The sequence below is a fragment of the Bradyrhizobium retamae genome (assembly GCF_001440415.1).
In the GTDB taxonomy this organism is placed as follows: domain Bacteria; phylum Pseudomonadota; class Alphaproteobacteria; order Rhizobiales; family Xanthobacteraceae; genus Bradyrhizobium; species Bradyrhizobium retamae.
Map to the genome: position 1 here is coordinate 1 of NZ_LLYA01000180.1, position 17,071 is coordinate 17,071.

Consider the following 17,071-nt stretch of genomic DNA (forward strand, 5'->3'; position numbering starts at 1 on the left):
GAATCATGGCCGCCGACCCTCCGCCATGAAAAGATTCACAGCCTCGTAGGGTGGGCAAAGCGAAGCGTGCCCACCTTTTTCGAGCAACGCGTGAGATGGTGGGCACGGCGCTGCGCGCCTTTTGCCCACCCTACCGGCCTCGCCCGCTATTTCGAGCGCTGCATCGCCGGTTTCTCGGTCGACTTCTTCGCCACGCTGAGGTTCTGCGCGGTGTTGATCAGCGCGATATGCGTCAGCGCCTGCGGGAAATTGCCGGTCTGGCGACGAGCCACCGTATCGTACTCTTCGGCCAAGAGGCCGAGGTCGTTGGCGACTGCGACGACGCGGGCGAACAACTCCTGCGCCTTGCCGAATTCGCCCGCCAGCACATACGCGTCCGCAAGCCAAAGCGTGCAGGCGAGGAACGCACCTTCGGCCGGCTGTTTCTCCGCCGGGACTTCCCGCGGGTCATGCCGCAGCACAAAACCGTCCTGCATCAGATGCTGTTCGACCGCGACAAGCGTACCGCGCACGCGGGGGTCCTCCGGCGGCAGAAATCCCACTGACGGCAGCAACAGGATGCTCGCGTCGAGCATTTTTGAGCCGTATGACTCGACGAACGCGTTCAGCTCAGCGTCAAAGCCCTTCGCGCAGACGTCGGCGTGAATGGCGTCGCGCAGCACCCGCCACTTCACAAGCGGCGCCTTGAAGCCGAACATCTCGGCGCTCTTGATACCGCGGTCGAACGCGACCCAGGTCATCACCTTCGACGAGACATAATGCCTGCCCGCGCCGCGGCGCTCCCAGATGCCGTGGTCCGGCTGATCCCACCGGCCGGCGAGGTGCTGCAGCACGGCGCATTCCAGCGCCCAGCTCGTTTCATCCATTTCGAGCTTGGCCACGCGCCACTGGTGAAAGGCGTCGATCAATTCACCGTAGACGTCGAGTTGCAGTTGCGCATGCGCGGCGTTGCCGACCCGCACGGGACGTGCGCCTTCATAGCCGGGCAACCACGTGGCCTCCCATTCCAGGAGACGCCGGTTGCCCATGATGCCGTACATGATCTGCATGTTGGCGGGAGAACCCGCCGCCGCCCGTAACAGCCAATGGTGCCAGGCGGAAGCTTCCTCGGTATAGCCCGAGTTCATCAGCGCCAGCAGCGTGAAGGTGGCGTCGCGCAGCCAGCAGAAGCGATAATCCCAATTCCTGGCGCCGCCGAGTTTTTCCGGCAGCGAGGTCGTCGGCGCAGCGACGATGCCGCCGGTCGGCGCATAGGTCTGCGCCTTCAGCGTGATCAGCGAGCGCATCACGAGAGCGCGGTATTCGCCCTCATAGGTGCAACGGTTGCTCCACTCGGTCCAGAACGCTTCGGTATCGTGCAAGGCATAGGCAGGATCGATCGGCTTGGGCACCGGCAGATGCGAAGGGCCGTAGGTGAGCACGAAGGGGACGGTATCGCCCTCGACGACCTCGAAATCGGCGACCGTCGTCAGGTCCTCCCCGCGCGTTTCCACCGGGGTACGCAACACCGTCATGTCCTGCCCGCAAATAGCGAGCAGGGCGGAGCCGTCCTCGGTCTTCTTGACCCAGGGAATATCGGTGCCGAAGCCGAAGCGGATGACAAGCTGCATGTGCATCCTGACCCGGCCGCGAAGGCCGCGCACCAACCGCACCACATCGGAGGCGTTGCCGCGCGGCGGCATGAAGTCGATCAGCTCGACCGCGCCGTCAGCGGTCTCGAACCGCGTCTGCAGGATCAGGGTGTCGCCCCAATAATTGCGCGAGGTGCCGGTGACTTCCTCCACCGGGCCGATCAGCCAGCGACCGTGCTTATGGGTGCCGAGAAGGGCTGCAAAGCAGGCGTCGGAATCGAAGGCCGGCCAGCATAGCCAGTCGATCGATCCGTCGCGGCCGACCAGTGCCGCGGTCTCGCAATCGCCGATCAAACCATAGTCTTCGATCCGGCACGACAAGGTGATTCACCGCCAGAACGGAGTGGCATTTCTTCCGACTGTCATCTCGCTCTGCCTTCCTCCTCGAACTCGTCAGATCGCGGCGCGCGACCGCTCATGAGTTGCCGCCTTGAGTGCGGCGACGTCGACCTTGGACGTCATCTCCTCGATCGACACCGGAAGCCGCCGCCGCCAGTTCGGATGCTCGTTGACGGTGCCGGGGATATTGGGCTGGTCGACCAACCCAAGCAGATCCTCCAGCGAGACCGCGAGCAGCCGCGATTTGGTCCGTGCCAGGAAATTTGCGACCGAATAGAGATCGTTGCGGTAGATGGCGTGATGCCGCAGCACGTTGTCCAGCATGGCAAGCGCGCGCCAGCGCGCATCGTCGCTCTCGCCCGGATCGATCCCGAGCGAGCGCTTCAGCTTGAGATCGCCGAACGAACGCCAGCCGGCATAGGTCGAGAGATCATGGGTGTTGAAGGTGACGAGCGCGTTGGTCAGGTAATGATCGATGCTGCGGAACGATCCGTGGTCGTCGCGCTCGAACATCATCACGAGATATGACCAGATGCCCCAATCGGCGATCTGGTCGCGAAACCCTTCCGGCACGGTGCCGAGGTCTTCGCCGATCACGACGCAGCGATGCGTGAGGCTTTCCAGCGCGGTTACCGCGAGCAGCGCCTCGAATGGCATCTGTACATAGACGCCGTCGCGTGCGGTGAAGCCTTGCGGCACCAGATAGAGCCGCTTCAGCCCGAGCACATGATCCAGCCGGATCGCGCCGGCGTGCCGCATCGAGGCGCGCAGCATGTCGCGATACGGCGCAAAGGACTGCCGCTCGAGCCCTGCCGCATTGAAGCCGGCAAGGCCCCAGGTCTGGCCGGCGGTGTTGAGCGGATCGGGTGGCGCGCCGACGCCGAGATGGCGAGAGATCGCGACCTGTTCGTTCCAGGCATCGAACCCGTCTGCCTGCACGCCGACCGCGACGTCGAGATAGAGCCCGACCTTCATGCCGAGCTTCTTCGCCAGATCGCTGGCCGCGCCGAGCTGCCGGTCCGCGGTCCATTGCACGAATTCGACGAATTCGATTTCACTGGCGTCCGCGCCCTCGCGCAAGGCAGCGCATCTGGCCTCGTCCGGGTGCCGCCACTCTTCCGGCCATTCCCACCACGGCTTGCCGAATTTGTGCCGGAGTACCTCGAAGCAGGCAAAATGCGACAGCAAGGTACCGCACTCGGAGCGGAACTTGTCGAAATCCTGTTGGCGGACCGGGTTGGCATTGGCCTTGAAGGCAGCAAAGGCGGAGCGAAGCGCGCGCCATTTCAAACCGGCGACGCTGACATAATCGACGACCGCGCGTGCCCGCAACGGCGCCAGCGCCTCGCTCGTTTCGGAATCGAGTTGAAATTCGGGAATCTTTTCAACGTCGATATAGAGCGCGTTGAGAAACAACCGGCTGTTTGGCGAATACGGACTGCAATCGCCCGGACGATCGTCGAACAGGGCGTGCAAGGGATTGAGGCCGACGCCGTCGGCCCCGAGATGGTCGGCGAGTTCGATCAGGCTTGCGAGGTCGGTGTAGTCGCCCATGCCCCAATTGCGCGCCGAGCGGACGCCGTAAAGCTGGGCCGCGAGCAGCCAGCAGCGGTCGAACTCGCCGCCAAACGCCCGTTCCGGCGCCGAAATCAGCGGCACATCCTCGACCCTCGCGGCATCGCTCACCTGCAGCCGGTAGATGCCGAGCGGCAGGTCCTTGGGCCAGTCGATGGCATGATCCGAGCTCTCGCCCTTGGCGATAACTCCTGAATCCGCAACGATTTTCCACTCCGCCGGAAGCGTGGCTGTGGGAAGTTCGGTTCGCGACGGCCGTCCGGACCGGACCACGACCGGATGGCCGACCAGCGGCCCCGGCGCCTGCCGCGGCAAGGCATCCAGGATAATTTTGAGGGCGGCCGCGTCTGTCACACGGCGATTACCCTGGCCATCCAGGAATTCGGTTTGAATTCCCAGAGCTTTAGCTTGAGCGAAAAGATCCATTCGGCACATACTTTGCACGCAAACATCAAACCGATGTCGCGAAATTGTCCAATTACGGGAAGGAGATAGACCGTGTCCAACGTTCGGGCTCGCCAACGGTTCCGCTGGAACCAAAGCAAGCCGAGCGGCTTTCTATCTATGTCCGGAACGTCTCCCTTTCTGCAAACGAAACGGGGACGTCATTTCCATGGCAATGGCATCACCGTGAACAAAAAAGCGCAAACCGCCGAGAGCTCCAACGCCGGCGTCTCCCTTCCTATCGACGGTACCTATCCGCTGAATCCGGATAGCAAGCTTGTGGTCGAAGCAAAGGAGGCGCCAGCCGCAGAGGTCGCCACCGACGAGCTCTGGTACAAGGATGCGATCATCTATCAGTTGCACGTCAAGGCCTTCGCCGACAGCAACAATGACGGCATCGGCGACTTTGCCGGGCTGACCGAGAAACTGGGGTACCTGCAGGACCTTGGCGTCACCACATTGTGGCTGTTGCCGTTCTATCCCTCCCCCGGCCGCGACGACGGCTACGACATCGCGGACTACGGCGACATCAACCCCGATTTCGGAACGATGAAGGATTTCAGGCGCTTCATCCAGGAAGCCAAGAAGCGCGGCCTGCGGGTCATCACCGAGCTCGTCATCAACCACACCTCCGATCAGCACGACTGGTTCAAGCGCGCCCGCCGTTCGGACCCGAATTCCTCTGCCCGCAACTGGTATGTCTGGAGCGATACCGACCAGAAATATCTGGGCACGCGGATCATCTTCACCGATACCGAGAAGTCGAACTGGACCTGGGACCCGGAAGCCGGCCAGTTCTACTGGCACCGCTTCTTCTCGCACCAGCCGGATCTCAATTTCGACAATCCGCGCGTGGTGAGCGCGCTGGTGCAGGTGATGAAGCGGTGGCTCGACACCGGGGTCGACGGCTTCCGGCTCGACGCCATTCCCTATCTCTGCGAGCGCGACGGCACCAACAACGAGAACCTGCCGGAGACGCATGCCATCATCAAGCGGCTGCGCAGCGAACTCGATGCCTACGCAAAAGGCAAGGTGCTGCTGGCCGAGGCCAATCAATGGCCGGAGGACGTACAGGAATATTTCGGCCGTGGCGACGAATGCCACATGGCCTATCACTTTCCGCTAATGCCGCGCATCTACATGGCAATCGCGCAGGAAGACCGTTTTCCGATCACCGACATCCTGCGCCAGACGCCGGATATTCCAAGCAATTGCCAGTGGGCGCTGTTCCTGCGCAACCACGACGAGCTGACGCTGGAAATGGTCACCGACGTCGAGCGCGATTACCTGTGGTCGACCTACGCCAACGATCCCCGCGCCCGCATCAATGTCGGCATCCGGCGGCGGCTGGCGCCGCTTATGGACAATGACCGGCGCAAGATCGAGCTGATGAATTCGCTGTTGTTCTCATTCCCGGGCACGCCGATCATCTATTACGGCGACGAGATCGGCATGGGCGACAACATCTATCTCGGCGACCGTAACGGCGTCCGCACCCCGATGCAGTGGACGCCGGATCGCAATGGCGGCTTCTCCCGTGCCGACCCCGCGCGGCTGTACGCGCCGACCATCATGGACCCGGTCTATGGCTATGAGTCCGTCAACGTCGAGGCGCAGTCGCGCAGCCTCTCCTCGCTGCTCTCTGCCACCAAGCGGCTGATCGCGGTTCGCAAATCCACGATCGCCTTCGGCCGCGGCAGCATGACCTTCATCCGCCCGGAAAACCGCTCGGTGCTGTGCTACGTGCGCCAGCACGGGGACGAGGTCATTCTGTGCGTCGCCAATCTGTCGCGATCGGCTCAGGCGACCGAACTGGACCTCTCCGCCTTCAAGGACCGCATCCCGCTGGAAATGCTCGGCCGCACGCGCTTCCCGGCGATCGGCGAGCTGCCCTACATGATCACGCTGTCGCCTTACGGCTTTTACTGGTTCGAACTGCAGGAGCGCGACAAATCGGCGCCGGTGCCGCAGCGCGCGGTCCCCGAGTTTGAAACGCTGGTGGTGCCGTTGAACGCGACCTGGGTATCGCTGGCGCGCGAGCGCGGCGTGTTCGAGCGCGACGTGCTTCCGGGACATCTGGCGCGCAGTCGCTGGTACCCGGAACGCTCGGCCAAGGCGATCCATCCGAAACTGACGTCGGCGATTCCGTTCTGCGACATCGGCGACAACCGTCCATGGCTCGCTTTCTTCGAAGCGACGCAGCGCGGCGTCACCACGCGCTACGTGCTGCCGATGCAGATCGAATGGGTGCGCTTCGACCGCGAGCGCTACAATCCGCATGCGCTGGCCGCCGTTCGCCAGGGCGCGCGTGAGGGAACGCTGCTCGACGTTGCCACCGACCAGATCTTCGTCGCGCTGTTTTTGCGCAATCTGCAGCAGTCGCTGATGGTCGACGAGAGCGAACAGGGCTTGCGGCTCGAATTTCGCCCGACCAGCCGCTTCGGCGACAAGTCGATCCGGCAGCCGGAGCACATCCGCACCATTGAATCCGAACTGCCGCGCAGCACCGCGCTGGTGGACAATGACTATGTCGTCAAGATGTACCGGACGCTTCAGGCCGGTCCCAATCCCGAAATCGAGATGGGACGCTTCCTGACTGATGTCGCCAACTTTCCCAATGCGCCGGCACTGCTCGGCAGCGCCGAGCTGGTCGAGGGCAACGAGAAGAGCGCGGTCGGCGTCGTTCACGCCTTCATCGCCAATCAGGGCGACCTCTGGACCATGAGTGCGGCCTATCTCGATCGCTTCGTCGAGGAGCAGAGCCTGCTCGCAACGAGCATCCATCCCGGCGAGCGCGAGGAAGAGATCCCTTATCTGCGCTACATCGCGCAAGCCGGACGGCGCGTGGCCGAGCTGCATGTTGCGCTCGCCAGCAACGGCGAGCTTGCCGAATTCGCGCCGGAGCCGACCAGCCGCGACGACGTGCAGCGCTGGGTCGACGATCTGATGCTCAGCGCCGGGCGCGTCTTCGATGCGCTTCGGCAGCGGCGAGAGGCGCTGAAGGACGCCGACCGAGCGTTGGCCGATCAGGTGCTGGCGTTGCAGCCGGCCCTGCCGGTTTGGCTGGAATCGCTGCTGCTGCGTGAGGTCGACGCCGCCAACATTCGCGGCCATGGCGACCTCGACCTCAGCCAGTTGCTGATCGTCAAGGACGATATCTTCATCATCGACTTCGAAGGCGCGCCGCGGCGCAGTATCGCCGAACGCCGGCGCAAGATGCCCGCAGCACGCGACATCGCAAGCCTGATCCGCTCGATCGATTATTCGGCAACCGCGGCCCTTGAGCGCGCGCTCAAAGTAGCCCACGATGACCACGGCAAGCTCGGCGCGGCGCTTGGCGAATGGCGGGACCGGGCGACGGCCGCATTTCTCGCCGCCTACCGCGAAGCGATGACCGACCAACGGCTTTGGCCGGCCGATCCGACAGCGGCAGACGGCTTGCTGACCTTCTTCCTGCTCGAGAAGGCCTTGAACGAGATCGAACACGAACTGTCATTCCGGCCGGAATGGCTGCGCGTGCCACTGAGCGGAATTATCAAGATGTTGTCACAACCATCCTTCGAGGCCTCATGACCAAGCTATCTGCAGAGGCCTACGCAATCATCGAAGGCAAGCATTCGGATCCGTTCCGATATCTGGGCTTGCACAACGAAGGCGGACACAGCGTGGTGCGCGCCTTCATCCCCGAAGCGTCCAACGTGGAGGCGATCGGCGAGCAAGGCGAGACGGCGCCGCTTGAGCGCATTCACGATGCCGGGCTGTTTGCAGGCGCGCTGCCGAACGGATCGAAACGCTACCAGCTCCGCGCCCGCTTCGGCGAGAACGTCGTCGATCTCGACGACCCCTACCGCTTTCCGCCCGTGCTCGGCGACTTCGACCTCTATCTCCTGGGCGAAGGCACCCACCGGCGGATCTACGACAAGCTCGGCGCGCATCCGATGATCCTCGATGGCGTCGACGGCGTGGCGTTCGTGGTGCTGGCGCCGAACGCCAAGGCGGTCAGCGTGGTCGGCGATTTTAATTTCTGGAATGCGAGGCGGCATCCGATGCGGGTGCGCGGCGTCGGCTATTGGGAACTGTTCGTGCCTCATGCCCGCGCCGGCGACCGGTACAAGTTCGATATTACCGGCTCCGACGGACGGCATCTGCCGCTGAAATCGGATCCGGTGGCCTTTGCGGCGGAAGTCCGGCCCTCAACGGCCTCGATCGTCGTCGACGAAAACAGAATTCCGCGTCCGCGCCCGGCGCCATCGGGCATCAACGCGCTGGAGGCGCCGATCTCGATCTACGAGGTTCATCTCGGCTCCTGGCGGCGCAAGAACGGCAACGAATGGCTGAGCTATCGCGACCTCGCCGAACAGCTTCCGGCCTATGCGAAGGATATGGGCTTTACCCATCTCGAGTTTCTGCCCGTCAGCGAACATCCGTTCGACGGCTCCTGGGGCTATCAGCCGACCGGCCTGTACGCACCGACCAGCCGGTTCGGCCCACCGGAAGATTTTTCCGCCCTCGTCGATGCCTGTCATCGCGAGAGGCTCGGCGTGTGGCTCGACTGGGTGCCCGGACATTTTCCCGACGATCCGCATGGGCTCGGCTATTTCGACGGCACCGCGCTCTACGAGCATGCCCACCCGATGCAGGGCCGCCATCTCGACTGGGGCACGCTGATCTACAATTACGGCCGCACCGAAGTGGTCAATTTCCTGGTCTCCAACGCGCTGTTCTGGCTCGATCGCTACGGCGTCGACGGCCTGCGCGTCGATGCCGTCGCCTCGATGCTCTACCTCGACTACAGCCGGCCCGCCGGCGAGTGGATTCCGAACCGGCTTGGCGGCCGGGAAAACCTCGAAGCCATCGAGTTCCTGCGCCGCTTCAACATCGAACTGTTCGAGCATTTTCCGGAAGCCACCACGGCTGCGGAAGAATCTACCGCATGGCCGCAGGTCTCGCGGCCGGTCGAATATGGCGGGCTCGGCTTCGGCTTCAAATGGAACATGGGCTGGATGCACGACACGCTGAAATATATCGGCAAGGATCCGATCTACCGGAAGCATCATCACGGCGACGTGCTGTTCGGCCTGCATTACGCATTTTCGGAAAATTTCATTTTGCCGCTGTCGCATGACGAAGTCGTGCACGGCAAGCGATCGATCCTCGGCCGCATGCCCGGCGACGAGTGGCAGCGCTTTGCGAACCTGCGTGCCTATTACAGCTTCATGTTCGGCCATCCCGGCAAGAAGCTCCTGTTCATGGGCTGCGAGTTCGGCCAGGAGCGCGAATGGAACCACGATCATTCGCTCGACTGGCACCTTTTGGCGCAGCACCGCCATAGCGGCATGCAGAACCTGATCCGCGACCTCAACCGGCTCTATCGCAGCGTGCCGGCGCTGCACCAGATGGATTGCAACCAGGCGGGATTTGAATGGGTCATCACCCACGATTCCGGCGGCAACGTCTTTGCCTGGCTGCGCAAGGGTTTCGATGCGCACGCGCGCTGCCTCGTGGTGGTGAACTTCTCGGCGAACGTCTATCACAATTACCGCGTCCGGGTGCCGTTCGCCGGCAAGTGGAGGGAAGCGCTCAATTCCGACTCCGCGCATTATGGCGGCAGCAATGTCGGCAACGTCGGCGAAGTCCAGACCCTGGAAGGCAGCATCCCCGAACTCAGCCTAACCATTCCGCCTCTGGCTGCGATCTTTCTCGTACCGGAAAGCTGACGCATGCGACTGTCCGCGGGAAGCCCCGCCCGCCTCGGAGCAAGCTGGGACGGCAGGGGCACCAACTTTGCGCTGTTCTCGGCCAATGCGGAGAAGGTCGAGCTTTGCCTGTTCGACGGCCAGGGCCGCCGCGAACTCGAGCGAATCGAACTGCCCGAGCGCAACGAGGACGTCTGGCACGGCTATCTCAACGACGTCTCGCCCGGACAGCTCTACGGCTATCGCGTTCACGGCCCCTACGCGCCGGAGCGGGGACACCGCTTCAACGCCAACAAGCTGTTGCTCGATCCCTATGCCAAGCGGCTCGCCGGCCGGCTGGTGTGGAGCGACGCGCATTTCGGCTATCGAACGGGGAGCGCGCGCGAGGATCTTTCGTTTGACCGCCGCGACAATGCCCGCGGCATGCCGAAGGCGGTCGTGGTCGACGAGAGCTTCAACTGGGGCCGCCGCGAGATACGGCCGACCGTCGCCTGGGAAGACACCGTCATCTATGAGGCCCACGTCAAAGGCCTGACGCAGAGGCGCGACGACGTGGCGCCGGGCTGGCGCGGCACCTATGGCGGGCTGTGCTCGCCGGCGATGATCGACCATCTCAAGCGGCTCGGCGTCACCACCATCGAACTGTTGCCGATCCACGGCCTGATCGACGACCGGGTGCTGGTGGAAAAGAAGCTCTCCAATTACTGGGGCTACAACACGCTGGCGTTCTTCGCGCCGGAGCCGCGCTATGCGCAGGACAATGCGCTCGATGCATTCCGCACCACGGTGGCGCGGCTGCACGATGCCGGCATCGAAGTGATGCTCGACGTAGTCTACAACCACACCGCCGAAGGCAATCATCTCGGCCCGACGCTATGTTTCCGCGGCATCGATAACGCGTCCTATTACTGGCTCAACAAAGAGCATCCGCGCTACTATGACGACTTCACCGGCTGCGGCAGCTCGGTCAATCTCACCCATCCGCGCGTGCTGCAGATGGTGATGGATTCGCTGCGCTACTGGGTCGAGGTCTGTCACGTCGACGGCTTCCGCTTCGACCTCGCCACCACGCTGGCGCGCGGGCCGAACGGTTTTGACCGCAATTCCTCGTTCCTCACGGCCGTGCGGCAGGACCCGGTGCTGGCAACCGTAAAACTCGTCGCCGAGCCGTGGGACCTCGGCTTGGGCGGCTATCAGGTCGGCGCGTTTCCCTCGCAATGGTCGGAATGGAACGACCGTTATCGCAGTGCGTTGCGGCGCTACTGGAGCGGCGAAGGCAGCCTGATCGGCGAGGTCTCGCGCCGCATGACCGCCTCATCCGACCTGTTCCATCACGACAATCGAGCAACGCGCGCCAGCATCAATCACATCACCGTCCATGACGGTTTCACGCTGACCGACCTGTTCAGCTACAACGAGAAGCACAACGAGGCGAACGGCGAGGACAATCGCGACGGCTCCAACGACAACCACAGTAACAATTGCGGCCATGAGGGCCCGACCACTGACACCGCGATCGTGGCGCTGCGCCGGCAACTCCGCAGGAACCAGCTCGCCTGCCTGTTCCTCGCGCAGGGGACGCCCTTGATGCTGGCCGGCGATGAAGTCGGCAATTCGCAGAATGGCAACAACAACGCCTATTGCCAGGACAATGAGATCGGCTGGGTCAACTGGGAAAATCTCGGCAAGCCAGGCGAGGACTTGACCGATTTCGTCGGCCACATGACCGCGCTGCGCCGGCGCTTCCCGCAACTGCGCTACCAGCGCTGGCTCTCCGGGCGGCGCAAGGACGGCTCTTACGGCGTGCTGTGGCTGACGCCGGCAGCCGAGGAGATGCAGGAAGCCGACTGGAATTTTCCGGAAGGACGGTTCCTCGCCTATGTACTGGGGCCTTTGGAACCAGGTCAGCCGCCGATCTTTATCGTGCTGAACGCTGCGCCCGAAGAGATTGCTTTCAAGTTGCCGCGGATGCCCGAATACAAGAGCTGGCAGCAGGTACTGAATACGACCGAGGCCGTACTGGCCGCCGCCGAATTCGCTTCGGGCGTCGAAACCAGCGCGCCGCCGCGATCGGTGCTTGTCTTTGCGGGCGCGGCATGAATGACCGGCAATTCGGCCCGCTTCTGACAAACTACGGCACGCGGTTCCGGCTGTGGGCGCCGGCGGCCAAACGCATCGAGGTGATGCTGGAGCAGCCTCACGCGATGAGGCGCGGCGAAGACGGCTGGTTCACGGCCGATATTGCCGGTGTCAAGGCCGGCGCACGCTACAAATTCCGCATCGATGGCGAACTCGATGTCCCCGATCCAGCTTCGCTGTTTCAGCCCGAGGACGTTTTCGGCCCGAGCGAAGTGATCGACCATGACGCGTATCGCTGGCGGGCCGCAAGCTGGCACGGACGGCCGTGGCAGGAGGCGGTGATCATCGAGGCGCATGTCGGCACCTTCACCGCGGAAGGCAGCTATCGCGCCATGATCGACAGGCTCGACCATCTCGTAGAGACCGGCATCACCGCATTGGAATTGATGCCGCTGGCGGATTTCGCCGGCGCCCGCAACTGGGGCTATGACGGCGTCTTGTGGTACGCACCCGACAGCTCCTATGGCCGTCCCGAAGATCTCAAGGAGCTGATCGACGAGGCGCACCTGCGCGGGCTGATGGTGATGCTTGACGTCGTCTACAACCATTTCGGCCCCGAAGGAAATTATCTCGGCCGCTATGCGCCCTCCTTCTTCACCGAAGCCCACACGCCATGGGGCAGTGCGATCGACTATCGCGTCAGGCAAGTCTGCGCCTTTACAATCGAGAACGCGCTCTCCTGGCTACGCGACTACCGCTTCGATGGACTGCGGCTCGATGCCGTCAACTCGATCGTTGAACCGGGCGGGCTGTCACTGCTGCACGATATCAGCGCCGCTGCCGGCCAATTGGCCGCAGAAACCGGCCGGCACATTCACCTCGTGCTGGAGAACGGCGACAACCGCGCCAGCATCCTGGATTCCGTCCAGGACCCACCACACGGCAAATACCGCGCGCAATGGAACGACGATTACCATCACGCCTGGCGTGTGCTGATGACCGGCGAGAAGCAGGGCTATTATGGCGATTACCAGCGCGCGCCGAGATCGGATATCGCCCGCTCGCTGTCATCGGGTTTCGTCTACCAGGGCGAGCCATCGGCTTTTCGCGGCGTCAGGCGTGGCGAGCCAAGCGGCCATCTCGCGCCGACCGCCTTCATCAACTTCCTGCAGAACCACGACCAGATCGGCAATCGTGCGCTGGGCGACCGGCTGGAAGGCAACGTCGACGCGCGGATGATCGAGGCGGCGCTTCAGGTCCTGCTGATCGCGCCTCACATCCCCATGCTGTTCATGGGCGAGGAATGGGGCTCAACGGTTCCCTTCCCGTTTTTCTGCGATTTCGGCGGCGAACTCGCCGACGCGGTTCGGAAGGGCCGCCGCATCGAATTGGCCTGGGCCTATGCGGAATATGGCGATGAAGTCCCCGACGCGCTCGCCGCTTCGACCCGCGATTCCGCCGTTCTCGACTGGGATGGCCGCGACGCTCCGGCGGGGCGGAAACGCCTGACCATGGTGCGAAAACTATTGCAGGTCCGGCGGCAGGAGATTGTGCCGCGGCTGGCTGGCACGGCTTTTGGGAAAGCAGAGGCGGAAAGCAACGGATTGCTGACAGCCGATTGGCGTATGGGCGATGGCGCCGCGCTTCGCCTCACCGCCAACCTGTCGGAAAAGGCCGTCAGCCACGGCGAAGCTGCAGGAACCCTGATCTGGGGTAGCGAGTTGGGCAATAGCGTCCCGCCATGGTCGGTGCACTGGCGCATCGGATAGGAAAATGCCCCCGGCGATCCCGATCGCGACCTACCGCCTGCAACTGTCGGCGGATTTCGATTTCGACGCCGCCGCTTCCGTGGTGCCCTACCTGAAGGCGCTCGGCATCACCCATCTCTATGCATCGCCCTTCATGCGCGCCCGCAAGGGCAGCGCGCATGGCTACGACGTTATCGACCACGCCCAGTTCAATCCCGAGCTCGGCGGCGAAGCCGGCTTCGAGCGGCTGAGCGCCATGCTGCGACAACACGATCTCGGGCTGATCCTCGATTTCGTCCCCAACCATGTCGGCGTGCACTTTGACGATAATCCATGGTGGCTCGACATGCTGGAGTGGGGGCCTACCTCGCCGCGCGCGGCATCCTTCGACATCGACTGGGAACAGTTGCCGTATCGCGCCCGCGGCGGGGTGTTGCTGCCGATCATCGGCTCGTCCTACGGTCAGGCGCTGGAAAACGGCGAGATCGAATTGCGCTATGACGCCTGCGAAGGCAATTTTTCGGCCTGGTACTTTGAGCATCGGCTGCCGATCGCGCCGGAGCGTTATGGCGAAATCCTGCGTATGATCGTCAAGGAAGCGGGCGCGGAGGAAAGTGCGACCGGCAGGGCCATGCTTGCGCTGGCCTCCCGCTATCAGGGACCGCGACGCCCCAACCGCAAGGAAGCACCTGCGTTCAAAGCCGAATTGAAGGGCATCACGGGCGCCGCCGAGATCATCGCGCATGGGCTTGCAGCCTATCGGGCCGGGCCGGATCGCGCCGCTGCAACGCTGGCGCTGCATCATCTGCTCGAACGCCAGCACTACAAGCTCGGCCACTGGCGGCTCGCTTCCAGTGACATCAATTACCGGCGCTTCTTCGATATCAACACGCTGGCGGGCCTGCGCGTCGAGGACACCGGCACCTTCGAGGTGATCCATCGCCAGGTCAAACGGCTGATCGCGGAGGAAAAGCTGCAGGGCCTGCGGCTCGACCACATCGACGGCCTGCGCGATCCCGTCCAGTATTTCCAGCGCCTGCGCCGGTTGATCCGCGATGGCTTTGGCGGGCGGAGCAGGCCCTTCTACGTTGTGGTCGAGAAAATTCTCGGCGAGCACGAAAAGCTGCCGCCGTTTGCCGGCGTTCACGGCACCACCGGCTATGAGTGGCTAAACGCAATCACCCATGTGCTGACCGACGGAAGCGGCCTGGAGCCGCTCGACGAGGTCTGGCGGCAGATCAGCAATCTTTCGCCGAAACTCGAACCGATCCTGCGGGAGGCCAAGCGTCGCGTGCTGGAAACGCTGCTGACCAGCGAGTTCACGGTGCTGACGCGCCTCCTGGCGCGGATCGCCAGCGGGCATTATTCCACCCGCGACTATTCCGCCGACAGCCTGCGGCAGGCACTCGAACTCTACGTGCTGCATTTTCCGGTTTACCGCACCTACCTGACAGCGTCGGGCCCATCCGCGCATGACCGCCAGTTGATAGCAGGGACGATCGAACGGGCGCGCGCCGACTGGTTTGCCGCCGATGACGGCATCTTCGATTTCCTGCGCGACGCCCTGACAATGGACCTGATCAAGCCTGGACGTACCCGCCATAGCGCGCCGCGGGTGCGCCGGTTTGCTTTGAAGATGCAGCAGTTCACCGGACCGATGATGGCAAAGTCGCTGGAGGACACGACGTTCTACCGCTACCACCGCCTGCTTGCCCTCAACGAGGTCGGCGGCGATCCCGCCGCACAGGCGCTTTCGGCCGGCGAATTTCATGGGATGATGCGGTCCCGCGCCGGCGCATCGCCGCACGGCATGACGGCGACGGCGACGCATGACACCAAGCGGGGCGAGGATGCCCGCGCTCGAATCCTGGCGCTTTCGGAAATTCCGGGCGAATGGACCGGCACGGTAGCCCGATGGAAACTGCTCAACGCGCCGCATCTTTCCGTCGATGGCGATCTGCGCGCGCCCTCGGCGGCGTTCGAATACATGCTGTATCAGGCGCTGGTGGGGGCATGGCAGCCGAACGACGCTTCGTTCGTGGACCGGATGCAGGAATATGCGCTGAAGGCGGCGCGCGAAGGCAAGCAGGAAACGAGTTGGCTCAATCCCCACGCGGCCTACGAGACGGGTGTCAAGAGCTTCATCGCGAAGATTCTCGATCCTTCGCGCTCAGGCGAATTCCTGAATTCCCTGCAGACGCTGGCGCTGCGGCTCTCGTTGCTGGGCGCCCTGAACTCGCTCAGCCAGACCACGCTGAAGTCGACGATACCGGGCGTGCCGGACTTCTATCAGGGGACGGAACTTTGGGATTTTTCGCTGGTCGATCCGGACAACCGGCGGCCCGTCGACTTTGCCGAACGCGCAGGCCGGCTGGTCGTGGTGGAGAATCCGGATTGGGATCGGCTGGTCGAGAAGTGGCCGAGCGGTCATCTGAAGCTGGCCTGGACACAGCATCTGCTCAAGCTTCGAACCGAGCTCGCCGATACGTTCACAAGCGGTGACTACGAGCCCCTGGAAGTTAGCGGGCCGCGGCGCGACCATTTCATCGCGTTCGCCCGCCGGCGAGGCCGCGAGGCCGCGATCGTCGTGGTCACACGATGGTTTGCGCCGTTTACCGACGGCGGCAGACATTGGCCCGGTCCGGAGAACTACGACGCCACGCTGAACGTCGGCGGCTACGCGATGGAAGGTTTTGCCGACGCCGATGCTGCGCAATTGCGCCTGTCAGACCTGCTGACGCTTCTGCCGGTCGCGGTGCTGAAAGCCAGGTACAATGGCGCGACAAAACCCACACCAGGGCGCCGTCGCGGCTGAACGTCAGCTTTTCTTGGTCAGCAGCAACTGGCCGCGGCTGCGGATCGCGGCCTGGGCCGCTTCGGCAAAGCGCTGCAACAACCATGGCAACACCACTTCCACCTGCACGTGATCGTCGGCGACATCGACATGGCCTGCTGCGCCTTGCCCGAGGGCGCGAACGTGGAAGATCATGCGGTTGTCTTCCCAGCGCTCCTCGTCGACAGTCAGCATCGGTACGCTGGAAGCGGCGCGCGACAGTCCTGTCTTGAGGCGGCGCATCGCCTCCTCGCGGCCGAGACTATGCGGGATGGAAACCACGAGCGGTTTGGTCATCGCTGAAAAATCCTCCCTGATCTGGCTACATGTAATTATACGCGGTTCGAAAGTAAGGGACGACCGTACGATCGCCTCCCAGACCGGAACTTTCGTGATTAACGCTTGTTACTCTCCACGAAGGCAGGATAGACACGCGCCCTGCTTCGGGCTGAGGAGAGATTCATGTCTATCGGCACAATCATTCTGATTATTCTCATCATCGCCCTGCTCGGCGGTTTCAGTGGCATCGGTGGCGGCCCGTTCTATGGCACCGGATATTACGGCGGCGGCGGACTCGGCCTGGTAATCGTGATCCTGTTGATCCTGCTGCTGCTCGGGAAGATCTGAGCCACGCGTCGAGAATCGCAGGGTGGGCAAAGGCGCACTTGCGCCGTGCCCACCTTTCTTGTTGAGATAAAAGATGGTGGGCACGCTGTCGCGTTGCCC

The 17,071-nt window shown here is 63.2% G+C and carries 9 protein-coding genes; 6 read left to right on the forward strand and 3 right to left on the reverse strand.

The genetic code is table 11. The annotated features are described in order from the left end of the window. Window positions 1-146: 146 nt before the first annotated feature. Both CQ13_RS29020 and malQ read right to left on the reverse strand, forming a co-directional pair. A complete protein-coding gene (locus CQ13_RS29020) occupies window positions 147-1,952 on the reverse strand; it encodes a glycoside hydrolase family 15 protein (RefSeq protein WP_057846249.1) in 1,806 nt (601 codons plus the stop codon). A 72-nt stretch (window positions 1,953-2,024) separates the two neighbouring features. Next, the gene (gene malQ, locus CQ13_RS29025; RefSeq protein ID WP_057846250.1) at window positions 2,025-3,971 is read right to left on the reverse strand and encodes a 4-alpha-glucanotransferase; all 1,947 of its coding nucleotides are present in this window, start codon (window positions 3,969-3,971) and stop codon (window positions 2,025-2,027) included. 297 nt (window positions 3,972-4,268) lie between these two features. Between malQ and treS the strand changes: the two genes are divergently transcribed. Genes treS through treY form a run of 5 tightly spaced genes read left to right on the forward strand, consistent with a single transcriptional unit; the run spans window position 4,269 to window position 16,327 of the window. Next, entirely contained in the window at window positions 4,269-7,562 is a 3,294-nt protein-coding gene (treS, locus tag CQ13_RS29030; protein WP_057846269.1) for a maltose alpha-D-glucosyltransferase, read from the forward strand. Beyond that, window positions 7,559-9,706: a 1,4-alpha-glucan branching protein GlgB gene (gene glgB, locus CQ13_RS29035; protein WP_057846251.1), complete on the forward strand. Its 2,148-nt coding sequence runs from the start codon at window positions 7,559-7,561 to the stop codon at window positions 9,704-9,706. Before treS ends, glgB begins: the two co-directional genes overlap by 4 nt. Before the next feature lie 3 nt (window positions 9,707-9,709). Further along, on the forward strand, window positions 9,710-11,785 hold the full coding sequence (gene glgX / locus CQ13_RS29040; protein WP_057846252.1) for a glycogen debranching protein GlgX: 2,076 nt from the start codon (window positions 9,710-9,712) through the stop codon (window positions 11,783-11,785). Further along, window positions 11,782-13,533, forward strand: a complete 1,752-nt coding sequence (gene treZ / locus CQ13_RS29045; protein ID WP_057846253.1) for a malto-oligosyltrehalose trehalohydrolase — start codon at window positions 11,782-11,784, stop codon at window positions 13,531-13,533. Before glgX ends, treZ begins: the two co-directional genes overlap by 4 nt. Window positions 13,534-13,537: 4 nt before the next feature. After that, complete coding sequence (treY, locus tag CQ13_RS29050) at window positions 13,538-16,327, forward strand: malto-oligosyltrehalose synthase (protein ID WP_057846254.1); 2,790 nt, start codon at window positions 13,538-13,540, stop codon at window positions 16,325-16,327. A 3-nt stretch (window positions 16,328-16,330) separates the two neighbouring features. Here treY and CQ13_RS29055 read toward each other — a convergent pair whose 3' ends face one another. Beyond that, window positions 16,331-16,642, reverse strand: a complete 312-nt coding sequence (locus tag CQ13_RS29055; protein WP_057846255.1) for a polyhydroxyalkanoic acid system family protein — start codon at window positions 16,640-16,642, stop codon at window positions 16,331-16,333. Window positions 16,643-16,807: 165 nt separating this feature from the next. Here CQ13_RS29055 and CQ13_RS41680 point away from each other — a divergent pair, with 165 nt between their 5' ends. Continuing rightward, on the forward strand, window positions 16,808-16,972 hold the full coding sequence (locus tag CQ13_RS41680) for a DUF3309 family protein (RefSeq protein ID WP_065727178.1): 165 nt from the start codon (window positions 16,808-16,810) through the stop codon (window positions 16,970-16,972). The last annotated feature ends 99 nt before the right edge of the window (window positions 16,973-17,071 follow it).

Bases quoted from the DNA above. Each gene is read 5' to 3' on its own strand.
- malQ (WP_057846250.1), bottom strand. From the start codon at position 3,971: ATGGATCTTTTCGCTCAAGCTAAAGCTCTGGGAATTCAAACCGAATTC.
- glgB (WP_057846251.1), top strand. From the start codon at position 7,559: ATGACCAAGCTATCTGCAGAGGCCTACGCAATCATCGAAGGCAAGCAT.
- glgX (WP_057846252.1), top strand. From the start codon at position 9,710: ATGCGACTGTCCGCGGGAAGCCCCGCCCGCCTCGGAGCAAGCTGGGAC.
- treZ (WP_057846253.1), top strand. From the start codon at position 11,782: ATGAATGACCGGCAATTCGGCCCGCTTCTGACAAACTACGGCACGCGG.
- treY (WP_057846254.1), top strand. From the start codon at position 13,538: ATGCCCCCGGCGATCCCGATCGCGACCTACCGCCTGCAACTGTCGGCG.
- CQ13_RS29055 (WP_057846255.1), bottom strand. From the start codon at position 16,642: ATGACCAAACCGCTCGTGGTTTCCATCCCGCATAGTCTCGGCCGCGAG.
- CQ13_RS41680 (WP_065727178.1), top strand. From the start codon at position 16,808: ATGTCTATCGGCACAATCATTCTGATTATTCTCATCATCGCCCTGCTC.